This is a genomic window from Sorangium sp. So ce426, assembly GCF_051475585.1.
Classification (GTDB): Bacteria; Myxococcota_A; Polyangia; order Polyangiales; family Polyangiaceae; genus Sorangium; species Sorangium cellulosum_B.
In genome coordinates, this window is the sequence record NZ_CP150341.1 from 12,072,310 (window position 1) to 12,091,012 (window position 18,703).

Annotated in this window: 14 protein-coding genes and 1 pseudogene; 9 read left to right on the plus strand and 6 right to left on the minus strand. The window is 70.9% G+C overall.

Annotation, left to right across the window (positions count from 1 at the left end; translation table 11 throughout):
* The first annotated feature begins 27 nt into the window (after positions 1-27).
* The 3 genes from WMF44_RS45360 to WMF44_RS45370 all read left to right on the plus strand — a co-directional run bounded on the left by WMF44_RS45360 (position 28) and on the right by WMF44_RS45370 (position 4,630).
* Positions 28-1,683, plus strand: coding sequence for a M16 family metallopeptidase (locus WMF44_RS45360; protein ID WP_437296268.1), 1,656 nt, complete (start codon positions 28-30; stop codon positions 1,681-1,683).
* The gene (locus WMF44_RS45365; RefSeq protein ID WP_437296269.1) at positions 1,680-2,708 is read left to right on the plus strand and encodes a hypothetical protein; all 1,029 of its coding nucleotides are present in this window, start codon (positions 1,680-1,682) and stop codon (positions 2,706-2,708) included. The genes WMF44_RS45360 and WMF44_RS45365 overlap by 4 nt, the downstream gene beginning before the upstream one ends.
* 674 nt (positions 2,709-3,382) lie before the next feature.
* Positions 3,383-4,630, plus strand: a complete 1,248-nt coding sequence (locus WMF44_RS45370; RefSeq protein WP_437296270.1) for a neprosin family prolyl endopeptidase — start codon at positions 3,383-3,385, stop codon at positions 4,628-4,630.
* 837 nt (positions 4,631-5,467) lie between these two features.
* Here the strand turns inward: WMF44_RS45370 and WMF44_RS45375 are convergent.
* Entirely contained in the window at positions 5,468-5,731 is a 264-nt protein-coding gene (locus WMF44_RS45375; RefSeq protein ID WP_437296271.1) for a hypothetical protein, read from the minus strand.
* Between the two features lie 656 nt (positions 5,732-6,387).
* Here WMF44_RS45375 and WMF44_RS45380 point away from each other — a divergent pair.
* Positions 6,388-7,791 carry a serine/threonine-protein kinase gene (locus tag WMF44_RS45380; RefSeq protein ID WP_437296272.1) on the plus strand — a complete coding sequence of 468 codons (1,404 nt, stop codon included), beginning with the start codon at positions 6,388-6,390 and terminating at the stop codon, positions 7,789-7,791.
* Positions 7,792-8,179: 388 nt separating this feature from the next.
* Positions 8,180-10,111 carry a transketolase gene (locus WMF44_RS45385; RefSeq protein WP_437301682.1) on the plus strand — a complete coding sequence of 644 codons (1,932 nt, stop codon included), beginning with the start codon at positions 8,180-8,182 and terminating at the stop codon, positions 10,109-10,111.
* Between the two features lie 494 nt (positions 10,112-10,605).
* On the opposite strand, the gene WMF44_RS45390 is transcribed toward WMF44_RS45385, so the two are convergent.
* Positions 10,606-11,067, minus strand: a complete 462-nt coding sequence (locus WMF44_RS45390) for a hypothetical protein (protein ID WP_437296273.1) — start codon at positions 11,065-11,067, stop codon at positions 10,606-10,608.
* A 202-nt stretch (positions 11,068-11,269) separates the two neighbouring features.
* On the minus strand, positions 11,270-12,088 hold the full coding sequence (locus WMF44_RS45395) for a metallophosphoesterase family protein (RefSeq protein ID WP_437296274.1): 819 nt from the start codon (positions 12,086-12,088) through the stop codon (positions 11,270-11,272).
* A 160-nt stretch (positions 12,089-12,248) separates the two neighbouring features.
* Between WMF44_RS45395 and WMF44_RS45400 the strand changes: the two genes are divergently transcribed.
* The 3 genes from WMF44_RS45400 (at position 12,249) to WMF44_RS45410 (ending at position 16,312) form a co-directional block, all read left to right on the plus strand.
* Positions 12,249-14,750 (plus strand): DUF2169 family type VI secretion system accessory protein, encoded by a 2,502-nt coding sequence (locus WMF44_RS45400; RefSeq protein WP_437296275.1) that lies wholly within the window; start codon positions 12,249-12,251, stop codon positions 14,748-14,750.
* A 267-nt stretch (positions 14,751-15,017) separates the two neighbouring features.
* Positions 15,018-15,725, plus strand: a complete 708-nt coding sequence (locus WMF44_RS45405; RefSeq protein WP_437296276.1) for a hypothetical protein — start codon at positions 15,018-15,020, stop codon at positions 15,723-15,725.
* A 317-nt stretch (positions 15,726-16,042) separates the two neighbouring features.
* Positions 16,043-16,312 carry a hypothetical protein gene (locus WMF44_RS45410; protein WP_437296277.1) on the plus strand — a complete coding sequence of 90 codons (270 nt, stop codon included), beginning with the start codon at positions 16,043-16,045 and terminating at the stop codon, positions 16,310-16,312.
* Positions 16,313-16,376: 64 nt separating this feature from the next.
* On the opposite strand, the pseudogene WMF44_RS45415 reads toward WMF44_RS45410, so the two are convergent.
* A pseudogene (locus WMF44_RS45415) lies at positions 16,377-16,526 on the minus strand (type VI secretion protein); the annotation flags it as partial.
* A 42-nt stretch (positions 16,527-16,568) separates the two neighbouring features.
* Between WMF44_RS45415 and WMF44_RS45420 the strand changes: the two are divergent.
* On the plus strand, positions 16,569-17,519 hold the full coding sequence (locus WMF44_RS45420; RefSeq protein WP_437296278.1) for a hypothetical protein: 951 nt from the start codon (positions 16,569-16,571) through the stop codon (positions 17,517-17,519).
* A 61-nt stretch (positions 17,520-17,580) separates the two neighbouring features.
* Here WMF44_RS45420 and WMF44_RS45425 read toward each other — a convergent pair whose 3' ends face one another.
* Together WMF44_RS45425 and WMF44_RS45430 are read right to left on the minus strand one after the other, a co-directional pair.
* Positions 17,581-17,982, minus strand: a complete 402-nt coding sequence (locus WMF44_RS45425) for a DUF4150 domain-containing protein (protein WP_437296279.1) — start codon at positions 17,980-17,982, stop codon at positions 17,581-17,583.
* Between the two features lie 29 nt (positions 17,983-18,011).
* On the minus strand, positions 18,012-18,659 hold the full coding sequence (locus WMF44_RS45430; RefSeq protein ID WP_437296280.1) for a DUF3540 domain-containing protein: 648 nt from the start codon (positions 18,657-18,659) through the stop codon (positions 18,012-18,014).
* Positions 18,660-18,703 lie beyond the last annotated feature (44 nt).

Consider the following 18,703-nt stretch of genomic DNA (forward strand, 5'->3'; position numbering starts at 1 on the left):
GGCGAGCGACGGAGAACGCGTGACGCGATGAACGAGCGAAGCGAGCGACGCGACCTGCGCGGGCGACGGACAGCGCGCCCCTGGCTCTCCTGGACCGCGGCGCTCGCGGCCGCCGCCGTGGCGTGCGGCTGCGCTGCTGGACGGGCGCCGCAGCCGCCCGCGCAGGCGGGCGCGCCGGCGACGCCTGCGCCGGCGACGTCTGCGCCAGCGGCGCCGCCGGCCGAGGCCGCTCGCGGGGAGCAGCCGCCGCCGTCCGGCCCCGCGAAGCCCGCGCGCATGCCCGCCATCGCCTGGGCCGAGCTCCCGAGCGGCCTCCGCGTCGCCACGGCGGTGAGCCGCGCGCTGCCGCTCGTGGAGGTCCGGGTGGTCATCCGCGGCGGCTCCGCGGCCGACGGCGAGCGCACGGGGCTCGCCGCGATCACGGGCGAGCTCCTCCTGCGCGGGGGCGCGGGCGGCCTCCCCGGCCGCGAGCTGCTCGCGCGCGTCGAGTCGCTCGGCGCCTCCCTGCGGGTGGACACCGGCCTCGACGCGACCGTGATCGCGCTGCGCGCGCCCAGCGATCGCCTCGCGGAGGCGGCCCTGCTGCTCGGGCACGTCGTGCAGCGGCCGCGCCTCGACGCCGCGGAGCTCGCCAGGCTGAAGGCCCAGGCCGCCGAGGCGGCGAGGGAGCGCGCGCGCTCGGACGCCCGCTGGGGAGCGCTGATGGTCCTCTTCCGCGACCTCTACGCGCTCCCGACCGAGCTGCACCCCTACGCCTCGTTCGGCGCGACCGCGGCGGAGCTCCCGCGGATCACCGCCGCCGACTGCCGCGCGTTCCACGCGGCGTGGTACGTCCCGAAGAACACCGTGGTGGTGGTGGCGGGCGACACGACGCCCGAGGCCGCGCGCGCGGCCGTGGAGAAGGCCTTCACCGACCGCCGCGGCGCGGAGCCGCCGGCGCTGTCGTTCACCGATCCGGTGCCTCCGGCGTCGCTCAAGATCACGATCGTCGATCGCCCGAAGAGCGCGGAGAGCGAGCTCTTCCTCGGCGTGCTCGGCCCCGAGCGCGGCGCCTCGGAGTGGCCCGCGCTCGCGGTCGCCGGCGAGGTCCTCGGCGGCCCCTCCGGGCGCCTCTCGCAGGAGCTGCTCGAGCCGCGCGGGCCGGCGCGCGAGGTGTCCGCGGCGCCGCTCGACGTCGCGCACGGGCCCGTCCCGCTCCTGGCCCACGTCCGCGTCCCCGCGGCGCGCACGGGCCTCGCCGCGCAGGCGATGCTCGAGCACGCGGAGCAGCTCGCGGCCGCGGCGCCCTCGCAGGAGGAGGTCGACGCCGCGGCGCGGCGGCTCACGGCGCGCCTCGGCCTCGGCCTCGGGACGGCCACCGGGCTCGCGGACGAGATCGCCGTCATGCAGGCGCTCGATCTGCCGGACGACCACCACGAGAGCTACCGCAAGGAGCTCCGGGACATCACGCCGGCCTTCGCCGGCAAGGTCGCGCACGACAACGTGCGGCCGGCGCACGCCGCGATCGTCGTGGTGGGCGACGCCCAGGCGGTCGGCCCGATGCTGAGCCGCCTCGGGGACGTCAAGGTGGTCGACCCGACCCGCGCCTTCGAGCGGAAGCGCACGATCCCGCGGGACGCGAGCGCCTCGCCCGCCCCGGCGCCGGGCGCTGGCCGCGCGGCGCCGGCCGAGGAGCCGCAGTGACGGCGGTCGGGCGCCGCGGGGGCGCGCGCGCTCCGCGGGCGGCGGTGCGTGGGCTAGCGCCCGCGACGCGCGCCTTCGCGCTCGCGGCGGCGCTCGCGGCCGCGTCCTCTCCGGGCGCCGTGGGGGCGCAGCCGAAGCCAGCGCCGGTGGCCGCAGCGCCGGCGGCGTCGACATCGGCAGCTGGGCAGCTCGACGGCGCGACGTACGACTACGAGCACCCGTCTGCGCCGGCGAGCGGCGCCGCCGAGCAGGGCGCAGCGCAGGCCGGGGCTGCCGCGCCCCCGGTGCCGCCGGAGCGGCGCTGGCGGGGTCGCGCCTTCGTGCACCGCCTGGCGGCCGCCGAGCCCGCGCGGCCGCTGCCGATCCTCGTGTTCCTGCACGGCACCAACGAGGCGCGGATCGAGCACCGCTGGATGGGGGGCGGCCAGGAGGGCGACGTGCGCCGGATCGCGGCGCAGCTCATGGAGGCGGGCCGGATCCCGCCGATGCTTGTCGCCGCGCCGAGCGCCGTGCTCCCGGCGGCGGTCGCCGTCGCGCGGACGAGCTGGCCTGCCTTCGATCTGGACGCGTTCCTCGACGCCACGGCCGCGCGGCTGCGCGGCGTCGCGACCCTCGACCGAGCGCGCGTCGTCGTCGCGGGCCACTCCGGCGGCGGCTGCAACAAGGCGGGCGGCATCGCGGCCGCGCTCGGCGCGTCCACCCCCGTGCACGCCGCGCTCGTGATCGACACGTGCATGGACGTCGACATCGCGCTCCCCCTCGCCCGCTCGCGCCCGACCACGCACGTCGTCGTGTCGTGGCAGACGATGACCTGGGCCAAGCGCCCCATCGCCGACTTCCGCCGCGCCTTCCAGCGCGGCGTCGAGGCGCACCCCGCGGCGCCCGGCGTTCTCCGCGAGCTCGAGCCGCTCGTCCCGACGGAGCCGATGCCCCACGACGCCATGGTGCCCCTGGTGCTGCGGCGCTGGCTGCCGCCGCTCCTCTCGCCGGACGCCGCGCCGAGCGTGCCCTGCGTCTCGCCCTGACCGCCCCAGGACGCGCGGCCGCGTCCGTGGCCCGCCCTCCGCCCCAGGATTCGAGACGACATCGTCTCTGACGTATAGGGGTGGGGTACGCCGTCGATCAGCATCACTGGGGCTTCTCCGCGAGCAGGTCGCGCTCGATCTCCGCCATCCTCCCGCGCAGTTCGCGCTCGAAGGACCCGAAGTCGTCAATCGGCGGCTGGCGCTCCTCGTCCAACTCCTTGAGACGGTCGAGCGCTCATTCTTTTTCTTCGCGCATCTGCGTCAGGCGCGGCCGCACAGCCGGTTTTCCTGCCACACAAGACCAATTTCGCCAGCGGCGACATTTTCTCAGGCATCCGGGATTTCTGCCGCAGGGCGCGCCTCCAGGAATCCAAAAATACAAAAAAACGACATAAAATCCAAAACTTCGCGTCGATGCTTGACTGAGAAACTCAATTGCATACTATCCGCCGAAGTGACCTGGCTCACTCGGGCGACGAATACGCATCGATCTACAGGAGCGATGTAATGGCGAGAGGGGAATTAGTGTGAGAATAAGCCGAATTGCGACCAGTGGTCTTATGATAGGCGCCGTCCTGCTGCAGGCTTGTTTCGGAGCCGATCCGAGCCAGGAGTCAGAGGCAGACATACCGGAGCAGACCGCTGTACAGCGCGTCACGTCGGATCTCCGAGCGATGCGTCGCTCCGAGGTGGACGGCTGGAACGCCCAGCGGGCCCGAGGATGGAACATCGTTGGTACCGTTCAGATGCCCAGCGGCCAGATTATCGAGTTCGTCGAGTACGCGAGTCTCTATCCGGACGCGGTTAACGTTATTCCACCGCCGCAACCTCAGCAGACGCCGACCCCGAGCCAGGATCGGCGTCGAGGGGCCGAAGATAAAGTGAGCGCCGAGGAGACGGCACCGATGCACAACGCTCGTCGGGCGCGCACCGAGTACGAGGAGCTTGGGATCCAGGCCCCCGAAGGGACCGTGCCCATGCCGCGGCCAACGTTCGACGGCTACGTCGAGGGCAACCATTCGGCAGAGAATTTGGACAGCTATATCAAGAACCACATTGCGACGCCGCTGCCGAGCTACGACGGAAACAAGAAGCTCTACGCGAACAAGCAAGACTTGCGCACTCACGTGTCCAACGCTGCAGACGTGAGCACCTGGGACTATGCCAACGTCGGAAGCACGGAGATGAGCCTGATGCAGGGCGCCTCCTTGTGCTCAGGAGCGAGCCCGTCGACCACCATGGAAGCGGTTGAGGTCGGCTTCATGGAGCAGAGCCCGCTCTATAGCAATTCTTCCATCCATCTATTTCTCTACTTTCGCACGGCCGGTGGGGCGCAGGGTGCTCGCATCGGTGGCTACGACGAGCTCCAGGCGGGCTTCAAGCGCGAACCTGCGGCGACAATCTTCCCGGGCGCGGTGATGTCCTCGAGCACGATGAGCGTGGTCAATGGAACGCACTACTCCTGCCCCGTCGAGATCCAGTTGTTTCAAAACCGCTGGTGGGTCCACGCTTGCGGCCAATGGATGGGTTACTACCCGACACAGAACTCGGTCGCGGACGCCGCCGGTGAGCGCATCACCTTCGACCTGATCGCCAGCGGAGCGTGCCGTGCCGACTGGTACGGCGAGTACTGGCATCCCGGCGTCAACACCGGAAGTCCGCCGACCCCCTGGGCCAATGGTGATGTCGGCAGTGGTCAGCATGGCAACAGCTCGGGTCAGGCTGCCTGGATCTATAATCCGCGCATCGGCATAACGACTCCGAGCAACACCTTCGCATTCAACGGCGGCAACGCTCCGGGTGGGGCCTTTTCAGGGTACGATCCTGACTGCTATAGCCTTTCCAACATGCTGCTAGACGTCAACAACATCACGTTCTTCCGTCTTGGAGGCCCGGGCGGAGATGGAAGTGGCTGTAACTAACAGGACAGCGCTGGCGTCCTCCGCGGTGCTGCTGGCATTGTTGGCGGTACTGGCGTGCTCACGCGTGAGCGCAGACGCGGATGGGCCGGCGGTCCAGCTTGCCGAAGCGCGTCAAGCGGACGGCGCCGAGGCTGAGGTGAGCTGCGCGACCGACGGCGACTGTGCGTCGGGATTCTGTGATCGGGCTCGGTGCGCGGCGAAATTTGATCCGCGGCACTACGGTTGGGAGTGTGATGAGTCTTCGCTTCCAGCCGACAATCCCATCCGGGCGTCGAAGCTGCGCGTCTGCGGCGCGTACGTTTGTCGAGAGGGTCGTTGCCGATCGTGCTTGAGCAATGCGGATTGCTCCGGGGGCGGGGTTTGCCAGAGGTCCCACGACCCCGCCACGCCAGGCTGGTTTTGCGGCGCTCCGTAAAGGCCAGAGCACCGACGATGATGCAGCCCCGGGGTCAAGGGCTTTAGCGCTCTCTTTCCGCGGCTGGCCGGCTTCGGCTCGGCCGCGCTAGCGCTCGGCGTCGTCGGTGCAGGTCGTTTCGGCATGGACGTCTCCCTTCGCCCTGGTGGGCGTCGTTACGGTTGGGCTGGAGCGTCGCGTCGAGTCCGCAGGAGCGAGCTGTGGCTCAATCGATCGACGATCCGCATTCACAGGCCGGCAGTCGCCTTGGTGGCATGGATGCACGCTGGAATCCGAAGCGGGATCGTGGAGGCGCAATCTATCAAACGGCGTGTTCGACCCAGAGGCGGAGCGCCCTCGGTGCTCTCGCGCTCATCCACGTAGCCCTCTTTCACGCTCCTGGCGTGGCGCGCTCGTGGCGCATGTCCCCCGTGTGGGGGAAGTCAGTTCATCGAGGCCCTCCTTGAGGTCGAGGTCGGCCTCGATGGAGCCGCTTCCGCGGCGGCGTCGAGTCCCTTGTCGATTGATCGCTGCCGGCGGCGCGCTTTGACCGTGGCTCGCTTCATGGCCTGTGCCTGCTGCTGGACCGACTGCGCCTGCAGGCGCATGCCCTTGGCCGAGGCAGCCGCTGCGCTCTGCGCGTCGTAGAGCGTGCCGTCGCGCCACATGGCCCACAGCACCCCCGAAAGCCGCCGCGCCAGCGCCACGACCGCGATGTGTCGACCCCGGCGTTCGGCAATGGCATCTGCCCATTACTCGGCGCTCCTCATGCCTGCGCTCGCGGCCGCATGGCCGGTCAACAAGGACGTCATCCTCTCTTATGCGGATCGCTGGGTGCGTGGCCGCTGCCGCCGGTAGCGGCACGGGATCATCCGCGTCCAGCGGCGGCTCCAGCACATCGAACAGCGCAGGTGGAGAAGGTGATGAAGGCGGCGGGTGCACCTGCGGAATGGCCGGTCGAACCGCCCCGACGGGTGCTCCGGCGGCATGGATGGCCGTCTGGGCGGCGGCCCTTCCTCGCGTCATCCGGCGCCGCCGCATGATTTCCCGCACGGCCGGGCGAACCGGCTGGCGAACGCGCTCACGATGACGTTCTGACCGGGGCGATGGCGCCGTATGGCGCTGATTCACCACCCTTGCGCACCTCATGGTGGATCCGGAGACTCCTGAGCGAGGCGCTTCCGTCGTTCCTGATTCCTGCCTCGCCCGCCCGGTGGTACCGTGGCTGACATGCCCCGGTCTCGGCGTCCAGGAGCGTTGTCGCATCACCGCGTCAACGAGCCTGGGCACGGCGACGGCACGGAGGGTACTGCTCGTGTGGCAAGCATCGGCTTCCGGTGGACGATCTGACGCCAATGTCCCGATGGCGGACAGCGCGCGTGCCATTGCGGCGCGCTCTGACCGCTCCGGCGACGCCGCTCCCGCTTCTTCCGCGGCCGGGCGGGGCGACGTAGCCCAGGACCCGCGGCGCAACCAGCTCGTCGCCGGGCGGTACAAGCTCTCGCGGCTTGTCGGACGCGGCGCCATGGGCGAGGTGTGGCTCGCGCACGACAGGGCCCTGCGGATCGACGTCGCGCTCAAGCTCCTCACGGTCCGGCGCGAGAGCCAGGCCGGCACCGCGCTGGAGCGCTTCCGGTTCGAGGCCCAGGTCGCGGCGCAGCTGGCGCAGAAGACGGACCACGTCGTCGCCGTGCACGACGTCGGCAACGACCCTGCAGCGGGCCCGTACCTCGTCATGGGCTACGTTCGAGGTCGGTCCCTGAGGCAGCTCATGCAGGAGCGGGGGCCGATGTCCCCGGCGGAGCTCGCCCCGCTCCTCGGCCAGATCGGAGAGGCCCTCTCCGTCGCGCACGGCCTCGGCATCGTGCACCGCGATATCAAGCCGACGAACGTGCTGCTCGAGGAGGAGCGCAGCGGTGAGGTGCGCGCCAAGGTCGCGGATTTCGGCATCGCCAAGTGGATCCGAAAGGAGCTGCCAGCCGACTTCCCCCGCCGGACCATCGGCGGCGTGGTGCTGGGCACGCCGGCGTACCTGAGCCCGGAGCACGCCTGCGACGGGGACACCAACCCGCACTCGGACATGTGGGCGCTCGCGGTCGTCTCGTACGAGGCGCTCACGGGCCGGCTGCCCTTTCCGGGCCACACCATGAGCGATGTGCTCGCCTCGATCCTGGCCAGCGCGCAGCCGCCGCGGCCGGCGCTGTACCCGGACGCGCCGCCGGCGCTCTCGGCCTGGTTCGCGCGGGCGTTCGCCCTGAACCCGACGGAGCGATTCCCCTCGATCGAGGCCATGGTCGCCGCCTACGAGGCCGCCGTCGGCCTTCCGGGTGCGCCGGCGCGCGCCGAGCGGGCCGAGCCCGCGCGCCGGGGCAAGCTGGGCCTCGCGGCCGGCCTCGTCGTGGCGCTCGGCGTCGTGCTGTCGACCGGCGCCCTGTGGGCGCAGGCCCAGGTCCCCTCCGCGCTGCGGGCGTCGAGCCTCGACGCGCGCGCCGCGTCCGTGGTCCGCGCCGCGCAGGCGCGCATCGCGGCCCAGGCGAGCCCACCCCGAGCAGCGCGATCGGGTGACGCCGCGGCGCTGGATGCCGCTGTCCCCGCGCCCGACGAGGCCGCTGACCCCGCGGCCGCGCCGCGCCCCCTCACCGCGCAGGCCGGGCGCCCGGTCGACCCGCGCCCGGCGCCGCGGAGCGCTCGCATCCTCCGTGGTGACCGCGCGACCGGCGCGCGAAGCGTCCCCACCGAACGCGAGCTGCTCAGGACGCGTCACTGAGCGGTCGTTGCCGACCAGCGTGTGAGTGAAATCGGCGGGTCAACCAGCGTGTGAGTGAAATCGGCGGTTCGGCGCTCGCCTCAGGCCGCTCGATGATCGCGCCATGCGGGCAGGCTTGGCTGTCATCGTCGTGGCCCGACACAAGCTTTGTGCGCGGTGGCGCCCTGCTTGCATCAAGACGGCGGCGTCAGGTGCAGCCATGGCGCAAGAAGCCCCCAAGCCGGCCGAGAAGCGACGGCCAAAGCATGTACGCAGCCCCCTGAAAGACGTTGCGCCGAGCCGCCCCAGGGGCCTGCCCGCGCAGGAGGATCGAGAGCAAGCGCCGAAGGCCGAGAAGGACCGCTCGCCCGCGCCGTCCGGCGAGCGGTCGACCCAGGCGCCCCACGGGGTGCCTCCGCGTGGGCACGAACCGCGCGGCGGGCGCGACCGGACCGAGGGGCAACACCGAAGCAGCGCCGAGCAGGCTCAGGGCCAGCGTGAGCTAGCTCAGCAGCTTCGCGTCGACAGCCTCCGTTGCTCGACCAAGGCCGGCTCCGGACACCCGACCTCCAGCCTGTCGGCGGCCGATCTCATGGCGGTGCTCCTCCGCGACCACCTCCGCTGGGACCTGAGCCATCCGGAGAACCCGAACAACGATCACCTGATCTTCTCGAAGGGCCACGCCTCCCCGCTGCTCTACGCGATGCTCAAGGCGGCGGGCGTCCTCTCCGACGCGGAGCTCCTGTCGTACCGGCGCTTCGGGAGCCCGCTGCAAGGGCACCCGGTGCCGACGCTCCCCTGGGTCGACGTGGCGACCGGCTCCCTCGGTCAGGGGCTCCCCATGGGCGTCGGGATCGCGCTCTCCGGGAAGTACCTCGAGAAGGCTCCTTACCGTGTCTGGGTGTTGCTCGGCGACAGCGAGATGTCCGAGGGATCCATCTGGGAGGCGTTCGACCACGCGCGCCACACGAAGCTCGGCAACCTCATTGCCATCCTCGACATGAACCGCCTCGGGCAACGCGGACAGACGCCCCTCGGCTGGGACTCCGCGGCCTACGCGGCGCGCGCCCGCGCGTTCGGCTGGCGTGCCCTGGAGATCGACGGCCACGATCCAGCCGCCATCTCCGGCGCCTACGCCGAAGCGCTCGGCGTCTCGGACGCGCCCGCGCTGATCGTCGCGCGCACGGTGAAGGGAAAGGGCGTGTCCCTCGTCGAGGACAAGGACGGCTGGCACGGAAAGGCGCTCGACGAGGCGCAGTGCGCGAAGGCGATCGAGGAGCTGGGGGGCACGCGCGACATCGTCATCGAGCCAGAGGCGCCTGCGCCGGGTGAGCCTGCTCCGCGGCCCACCGCCGGGCCGCTGAAGCTCCCCACCTACGAGCGCTCCACGGCCGTCGCGACGCGGAAAGCCTACGGCGACGCGCTCGAGGCGCTCGGCGCTGCGCGCGCGGATGTCGTCGCCGTGGACGCCGAGGTCAGCAACTCGACCTTTGCCGAGGAGTTCGCGAAGGCTCATCCAGACCGCTATTTCGAGATGTTCATCAGCGAACAGCAGATGGTGGCCGCCGCCGTCGGGCTGAGCGTCCGGCGCTGGTCGCCCTTCGCGTCGACGTTCGCGGCTTTCCTCACGCGCGCCCACGATTTCCTCCGGATGGCCGCTGTGTCGAGGGCCGATATCCGCGTGTGCGGCTCGCACGCGGGCGTATCCATCGGCGAGGACGGCCCGTCGCAGATGGGGCTCGAGGATCTGGCCATGATGCGCGCCGTCCACGGGAGCACCGTGCTCTATCCGTGCTGCGCCAATCAGGCCGCTCGGCTGGTGGCCGCCATGGCCGACCAGAAGGGCATCGTCTATCTCCGAACGACGCGCGAGAAGACGCCCATCCTGTACGATGCGACCGAAGCGTTCCCCATCGGCGGGAGCAAGGTGCTGCGCGAGACACCCCACGATCGCGTGACGATCATCGCCGCCGGCATCACCGTCCACGAGGCGTTGAAGGCCCACGCAGAGCTCGAGGCGAGCGGGCTCTCCGCTCGAGTCCTCGACGCGTATGGCATCAAGCCGATCGACGCCGCCGGCATCCGCGCCGCGGTGCAGGCCACGGCGGGAAACGTCGTCGTCGTCGAGGATCACTGGCCCGAGGGCGGCCTGGGCGACGCCGTGCTCGAGGCCCTGGCCGGCGAAGAGCCCGTCGTCGCGCGCGTCGTCCACCTCGCCGTGAGGGAGATGCCCGGCTCGGGCACCCCGGCCGAGCTCCTGCGCGCGACGGGGTTGGACGCTTCCTCCATCGCTGGCGCGGCGAAGCGGCTCCTCTCCGGCGAAGCGCGCCTCGCGCGATAGTCCTGGCCTCGCGCGAGGCGAGCGCAAGCGCTGCGGATCGGGCGAGCTGGCGAAAGGGCTCGCGCGCTTGAGGGCGGACCTCGCGTCGGGGGAGTGGGATCGCAAGTACGGGGAGCTGCGGCGCCTGGAGTCGCTCGACCTCGGCCATCGCGTGCTGGTCGCCGAGCTGTCGTGACGCGCCGCCCGGACGAAGCGCGGTGCCGACGCGGCGGCGTCGCACTCGCACAAAAGAAAAAAAGAGCGCCCGTCCGACGGTGTGGGGGGGGAAACCGTCCCTCAGGCGCTCCGGTCACCGAGCTATGCAGGAGCTGGGCCAGGAATCTCCTGACGTGGGTCCGTGAATTTACGTAGGCGCCGTACGGGTGAGGCTTTCGTTTTTGGTATGACGGATTTCGTTGGTGAAGCGCAGGGGCGGCATCTTCCGCGGGCGGTGGCACGGTGGCGCACGCCCGAGCGCCAGGCGAACCACCTGGGCAGCCGGGCGAGCGCTGCGCCTAGGCAGGGCGGTGGGGTGTGCCGGCGATGGCTCCGACGCGGCGCGTCTTCGCAACGCGCCTCGCCTGCTGCCGGATGTGCTCCACGGCCTTCTCGAAGAAGGGCTCGGGGGAAGCCTTGCTGACGGTGATCTGCTCTCCGCCGATGAGGACGACGAGGAGGCCCCTGTCGGTCCTGCCCACCGCGAAGAAGTCGACGGTGAACGGCAGCTCTTCCTCGACGGTGAGGGACAGCTGGCACTTCAGGACCTCGCCGACGCCGGGCTGATTCTCGACGACGAACCGCTGCAAGAGCCCGTTGGCGTGGGCGTCTCCGGCGATCCGGTTGAGGGCCCACTTGTCCCTTGGCCAGGCCATGTGGTCACGGAGCTCGTATATCCACTGCAAGAGCTCCTCGGCGACCTGGCCGATCGCCGCCTTGGAGGCCTCATAGGATACTTTGATCTGCTCGTATTTCGTCATCGGGGCTCCATCGCTCTCCGGCGCGCGCCCTCGAGGCTACCAGATCGCCGCGCCCCGCCGCACGCGGATCGGGCGCCTCGGCCTCGCCGACGCAGCGGGATTCGTCGGCGCAGCGCGCGGCGCGCGGCGTCGCGGGCGGCCTCGAGGCGCTCGCGCTCCCTGGTCTCCTCGCGCCGCGGCCGGCGGGACCGGCCGGGCTCGCTCAGGCGTATTGTTGCAGCAGCGCGCCGCGCATGGGGTTATCGCAGGCCTTCACCGCCGCGCGGAGCGCGTCCCTGTCGACCGGCACCCTGTGCAGGCTGACGTTCACCGCGCCGCCTTGCGCCTCCACGGTCGCGTACTCGGCGTGGTGCAGCAGCGTCGGCGGCCCGCCGTTCGCGTACTCCTTGAAGGGGAGCCCGACGCTCCCCGGATTCACGAGGAGCGTGCCGCGGTGCTGGCGGAGCATCTGGAGGTGCGTGTGCCCCCCGGCCATCACCGTCGCAGCGTGGCCCGCGAGCCGGCGATCGAGCTCCTCCGGCGGGGTGTTCGCGAGGAGGTCCTCCATGTGAGACCGGGGCGAGCCGTGGAACACGAGGAGCGTCGAGTGAGCGTCGAGCGGGATCTCGAGGCGCGCCTGGAACGTGCGCAGGAAGGCGAGCTCGTCTCTCGACAGCCGATCACGGCACCAGTCCACCGCGTCGACGACGATGGGGGCCTCGGTGTAGGTGCGGATCAGCTGCGGATCCAGCATGAACTCGTCGTGGTTCCCGAGGATGCACGGGCACCCGAGCTCTTGCAGCATGTCCAGGATGGCCGAGGGCCGCGGTCCAAGCGTCGCGACGTCGCCCAGGCAGATCACCTGATCGACGCCCGTCGCCCGGATGCTGGCCAGCACGGCCCTGAGCGCCACCTCATTGCCGTGGATGTCGGATATCAGCGCGATCCGCATGGCAAGACCCCCTTCAGCGGCCATCGAGACGTTGGAGCGGCTCTCGGCGCCTCGCGGCGTCCGATCGGCGGACTCGTGACGATAGACCATGTCCGCCGGCGCCTCCAGCCCTTCGCGCCCGGCCGGCACGAGCGACGCGCGAGGTAGCGCGGTGGCGCGACGGCTGGGGGTGATGGACACGCGCGTCACAGCCGCGAAGTCTCCCCAGTCTCCCTGCACGCGCCGGGCCACGAGCGGGTAGGATCGGCGCGTGCGCGCGCTCTGGCCGGTGGACATCGTCGCCTTGAATCCCGTGTCGTGCGGCTCGGTCCTGTGGCGCATCGGCGGCGTGCTGCGCGTCACGATCCTCGTGAAGGCGACGTTCGCCTTCGGCGCGGGCGACGGCGCGGATCTCGTGGCGCCCGAGCCCGTCGAGCGCGAGGACCGCTTTCACGACGACGACCCCTCGCGGAGCCTGCGCTCCGCGAGCGACACCGCGCCGTACCTCCCCGGCGCCGGCGTCGTGCTCACCGGGCACGCGCATGCTTCGGACGCCACCGGGCCGGTGATCGGCCTCGCGGCGAGGCTCGCGCTCTTCCGCGGTGGGCCGCTGCTCGACAAGACGATCCACGTCTTCGGGGACCCCACGCCCGGCAGCATCGCGCCCACGCCGTTCCAGAGGATGCCGCTCGTGTACGAGCGCGCGGCGGGCGGACCCAGCCATCCTTGGAACCCGGTCGGTGTCTCCGAGGCCGGCGAGGGCGCGCTGGATCCAGCGATGGGCCCAAGGCGAGCGCGCCCGAACCTGGTCAATCCTGCGAGCCCCCACCGGCCCGCGTGTTTCGGGCCGATCGCGCCTCACTGGCCCTTGCGGAAGCGGCTCTTCAACGGCTTCGAGCCAGGCGCCACGCGGCGTTCAGCGCAGCTCGGCTCGCCCGGCGCGGACCCCGCCGCCGCGGGGCGCGCGGAGGTGCTCGACCTCCCGGCGGACTTCGACTTTCGCGCCTTCAACCCGGCGCCGTTCGATCAGCAGATCCCCTTTCTGCAAGGCGATGAGTCGATCATCCTGGAGAACCTGAGCGCGGGGAGAGCATTCATCTGGCCGCGCCTCCCCTCGGCGCGCGCTCGTGTGCGCCGCTACCGCATCGACGCCGAGCGGGCGGGCGGATCGCAGGAGATCCCGCTGGTGGCCGACACGCTCGTCATCGACGGTGATCGCCAGATCGCCTCGCTGGTGTGGCGGGGCAACTTCGCGACGGAGAGCGAGGAGGCGCTCCAGGGCATCCGCCTGTTCGCGGGTGTCGAGACGCTCAAAGAGAGCATTCCGTGGCCGGAGCACGGCGCGTCGCTCCCTGGGGACCCTGCGGCGACGCACCGGAGCTCGGCGCCGGCGGTGCTGCTTGCGAAACCGATCGTCGCGCCCGCCGGGCTGGTGGAGACAGGCCCGCTCTCGAAGAGGAAGATGGAGATGCCGGTGCTCCCCTTTCGTGATTCGCCTGCCGCGCCGCAGGCTCCTGCCGATCTCGCCGTGAGCGGAGGCATCACGGGACCGCTGGGCCAGAGGATGCCGATCCCCGAGGACAGGCTCGCGGAGGTCGGGGCAGAGCGGGCGCAGTTCCCGGTGGCAGCGCCGGGGACGAGCGTGTCGGGCGGGGAGGACCCCATCCCGGGCGCGCCGTGGAGCCCGATGGCCGCGCCTCGGCCCGTCAGCCCCGCTGGCGCCGGGGGCTCGCAGCCCGGGCGCACGCTGGTCGACTCGGGAGATCCTGCGAGCGGTGTCGTGGAATCGGCGCCGCCGCCGGAGCCGGATGCCGAGGCGGCTCCGGCGGAGGCGTCATCCGGGGCGACGCTCGTGGCGCGAGAGCCATCGGGGCAGGAGGCGGCCTATCTGGCGGTGGAGGCGGCACCGCCGGAGAAGGTGAGTCCGCAGCTCGAGATGGCGCCGCCGGCGCTGGTCGAGGTGGCGCTGCCTGAGAGGGTGCCGCCGCCGGAGAGGAGGAGTCGGCCGCCCGAGGAGGAGTCGCCGGCAGCCGTATCGCCGCCTGTGACGAGCGAGCCGCTCACCGGCTTGGAGGCGCGAAAGCGGGCCGAGGCGAGGCTCGCCGAAGGCGGCGATTTCGATGGAGACGACCTGTCGGGCGGTGACCTGTCGGGGCTCGACTTCAGCGGGCGCTCGCTCGCGCGGTGCGCGCTCCGCGGCGCGAGGCTCCGTGGTGCCCGCCTCGCGGGGGCCAGCCTCGTCGAGGCGACGCTCGACGAGGCCGACCTCCGCGGCGCGGATCTGTCTCGCGCCGATCTCACGAACGCGCGCGCCGACCGCGCGGAGCTCGTCGAGGCTTCGCTCGAGGAGGCGGACCTCCGAGGCGCCTCGCTGCGCGGGGCGAACCTGGAGCGAGCGCGGCTCGGTCGTGCCCGCGGCGACGGCGCGACCCTCTCCGCGGCGAACCTGGCAGGCGCCGACCTGGAGGATGCGCGCTTCGTGGGCGCGTCGTTCGCCGGCGCCAACCTGCGTGACGCGAAGGCCGATCGCGCCGATTTCATGTCGGCGCGGCTCGACCGCGCCGACCTCGGCGCAGCCTCCTTCTGCAAGACCCGCCTCGTCGCCGCGGTGCTGGCGCACGCGAAGCTCGATCTGACCGATCTCCGCGGCGCCAACCTGGAGCGTGCCAATCTGCATGGGGCCTCGCGGAGGCGGGCGAAGATCGCGGGCGCCAACATGAAGGAGATCGACGAGACGGCGCCGGTGAGGCCGGAAGATCCCGAAGGCTCGTGAGCGATCGCGGGCCAGGCTACGATCACGGCGATGCGAAGGCCGCCGGCGTCGCGGTCGAGAGCCAGATCGGCGATCCGTCGTTTGATCCAGGGCGTGCGTTCCGATGATCGGATACCCGGCGCTGCCGCGATATGCACGAGGTGCGCTGTGGTAAGCTCTGGATGAAAGCCCGCGCCCATGAGATGCCTTCGCTGTCAAGCCGCCCTCGACCTCTCCAAGCCCCGATGTCCCGCCTGCGGTGCGCCGGTCGACGCCGATGGTGACGGCGTGCCCGACGTTCTCGCGAAGATGATCGAAGACAAGGCGCGCGAGATCGTCGCGATGGAGAGGCGGCGCGAGGAGGAAGCCGTGCGCGAGGCGGCCCGCGCCCAGGCCGAGAAGGCGGCGGCCGAGCAGCGGATCGCCGATGAATCACGCCTCGCGCGCCTTCGCGACAGGCACCACGCGAGCCTCGGGACAGTTCCCACGATGTGGTACGCGAGTCGCCCCGTGCTTGTCCTGTTCGCCCTCCTCGCCGCGCTGATCGGCGGGTTCATGTTCCCCGCGTGCGTGGAGCCCATGATCGGCCGCTCGATCATGGCTGCGAGCGTCTTCTGTCCGAGCGTATGCCGGGGGTGCCGCGGCCCGGGGCGAGTCTTCACATGGCACGAGTCGGGCACCTGGGCCGAGGCGGAGGTGTCGGTAGAGCTCTGTCACAACCGCGCTGTCGACATCGACCGCCTCACGTCGAGCGACGTGTCCCGTCGCGAGGACCAGGATCTCGCGCCCTACCGCCTCACCCGCTGGGCGAGCGTGCCGGTGGACGTCGGTGTCGTGCTCCTCGTCTTGCTCCTCGCTGGGCCCTTCGTCGCTGCCGCCCTGCGCACGCGCGAGATCCAGCGCAAGCGCTCCGCGTGGGAGGCCGAGATCGACGCGCTCGAGCGCAAGCTCGGCCTTCGCGGTCCGCGGAGGCCAGGGGACTCTCCGTATCGATGAGCGTGGTGGGCGCTGCGGGACAGACGCTCGGCCGAGGGGAACCGGAGCAGCGTCTCGCGCGGTGATCTCGGGCATCGACGCACGGGCAAGAACGAAGAACGGGGCGCCAGGCAGGCGCGCGCGGTGTGCCGCCCTGGCGGGGTCCCTCTGTGGGCACCGGGACCGTGCCGTCGAGACGGCCCTGGGGGCGTTGTGTCTCGGTCGATCGCTTGGAGGAGCGGCGAGCCGAGGTGCTAGGCTCTGCCGGGCCAAGGAGACCTATCGCCATGAAGAACTCTCGTCAGTGTCCGAAGTGTCAGTCCAGGAAGCTCTGGGTCGTGCAGAAAGTGGAGCAGAAAGACTGCCAGTACGCGCATACGAACCCGCTGCACGTGACGTCCCAGTACATCCCGACTGGCAACACGGAGTCTGTGGGCACGGCGACCGCGCTCGTCAATGCGGGCTTCTTCGAGACCTGGATCTGCGCGATCTGCGGCTTCACCGAGTGGTATGCGCGCGACGCGAACCAGGCACTCGCCCAGCTCATGTCACAACCGGGCGCCAGGGTTCACTACATCGATGCGGCGGCCGGCACGCCGTACCGGTGACTGACGCAGGGTGGGGCTGGGTGACGGCTCGAGGCGCGCCGTCGCCACCCCTGGTGCAACACGCTCACGGCGCCAGGACGAGCACGTTGGTCGCGCTGGGCACGATCTTGGCGCCGGGCGCGTTGGTGCTGTTCTGGAGCGTCATGCTGGTGAGCCGCGCGAGGGGCATCCCCCCGACGACCACGGTGAACGCGGCCGTCACGGTGCGCACCGGCGCGGCGGGGCGTGGTACGATCGCCTTGCAAGGAGCCATGAGATGACCGGTGATCCCGAGTCCGCGCTCGCGCATCAGTTCCGCGAGCTCGCGGGCGCGCCCAAAGAGACCGAGTGGCCCGTCGACTTCCACTTCAGCATCGGCGGCTACCCCATCCGCGTGACGTACTCGGTACAAGACTTCATCCGGCTGAGGTCGCCGTACGCGCCCCGCGCGCAGCGGCCTGTGGACGGCGCCCAGGTGACCTATCGCGAGCCCGCCGGCGCGCCGCTCTCTGCCGTCCGACCAATGAGCATCGAGCTGCGGCCCGAGACGTCCGAGCACCGCGCTGCCAAGGTCGCCCTCGTCTCGACCGAGGTCCAGACAGGCGATCCGCCGTTCGATCACGAGGTCTATATCCACTCGCCGAGCGATCCTCTCATCGTCCAGCGGGTGCTCGGCTCACCCGAGCTGCGCGCGAGCGTCCGCGAGCTGCTGGCTGAGGGGTTCTCGAGCATCGATATCGACGACGAACGAGGCGAGATCTGCGCGCATCTCCAGGCGTTCACGGACAGGCACTGCAGCCCCGGCTGCGCCGCGCGCATGCTCGATGCATTTGCCACGATTGCCCGCAACGTCCCTCATGTGGCGCGATCGTCCGCGCTGCGGCCGGCGGACACCGGGCGCACGCTGCTCCTCGTCGGCGGCGTTCTCTGCGCTGTTCTTCTCTTGCTCGGCGCGCCCGTTTATTTCCTCGCAGCCGGAGATCGATGCGACTTCGAGAACAACGGCGGCGCGAGCGTGCTGCTGTCGTGGGATGGGTGCTTCACGCCGGTTCCTCTGGGCCTCGCAGCGGGGCTCCCCGTCGGGCTCGCGCTTGCAGCCGCCGTGTCGAGCCGCATCCGGGGCCGGTCGGACTCCCACGAGCGCGCGTCATCCGCCTATGCGATTTTGGTGATCCTCGCCGCCCAGCTCGCGATCGCCCTGTCCGCCGCCGTGCTGTGGGCCACGTAGCCAGCCGGGTGCCCGCGCGCGCAGCTCGCCTTCCGAGGCCCACATCGCGCGGCCGGCATGCTCACGGAGCCAGGACGAGCACGTTGGTGACGCTGGGTACGATCTTGGCGCCTGGCGCATTGGTGTTGTTCTGGATGGTCATGCTGGTGAGCCGCGCCAGCGGCATCCCCCCGACCACCACGGTGAACGCCCCGGTCACCGTGCGTGCAGGGCCCATCACGGTGCCAGACGCGACGCCGGTCGCCAGGCCGGCGTTATCGCCGTTCGTGAGGACAGGCATCGTGGCCATGTTGTGCGCAGGCGTGCACGTCATGAGGACGTTCGGCACGAATCCCACGTTGGTGGGCTCGAGGGCGATGTTCGGATAAGGCACCGGGACCGGAGCCGGCGCAGGTGGGGCCGGCGTGAGGCACACGTCGGGAAACGCCAGGCACATGCCGCCAGCGCTCGTCTTCGCCAACATATCGGGTTCTCCTCTCTTCGGCGCAGCGATCAGCCGAGGTGGATCTGCTCGCCGTCGACCTTGGCGAGGACACGGGCCGAGATGATCGCATTTTCTCCGCGAAGGCCGAGCAGGTCCTGGGCGCGCAAATCGATGGTGCCTGCGCGCGTCTGATCGATCTCCTCCTCCTCGACGAAGCGGAACACGCGTTTGACGCGTTGTGTTAGTCTTGTGAGCGCCGTGTCGGCCTCCTGCGCTATCAGCGCGATCTTCGTCACTTCGGCTTGCACCAGCCTGCCGAAGAACCCGAGCTCATCGATCGCCACAGAGCCCTTTCTGGCGCGCACCTGCACCTCGGCGCCGGTCACGGCGACCTCGCGCGCGCCCGCGATGTCGACGCGCTCCGAGGCGCAGATCACGACACGTCCCCCCCGGGCTTGCACCACCAGATCGCCGTCGGTCGCGAGCTTCGTCGGCGCGCCGTCGCGGCCATCGAGCACGGCCAGCACATGGACCCCATCCGGCTCGATGGCGCAAAGCACCTTGTCCCCGACGTCGGGCGCGACGAGGCAGCTCTTCGCGCGCCGCGCCTCGCAGCTCCCCGACGAGAGCCGCACCGCGAACGCCGCGCCGGTCCGCTCGACGCGCCCCGTCTCCATGTAAGTTTCTGCGCTGGCCAGCTTCTTCGCTGCTGTCATGATCTGTCGACCTCTCGCTTCCTCGTGTGTGCGGCGGAGATTCT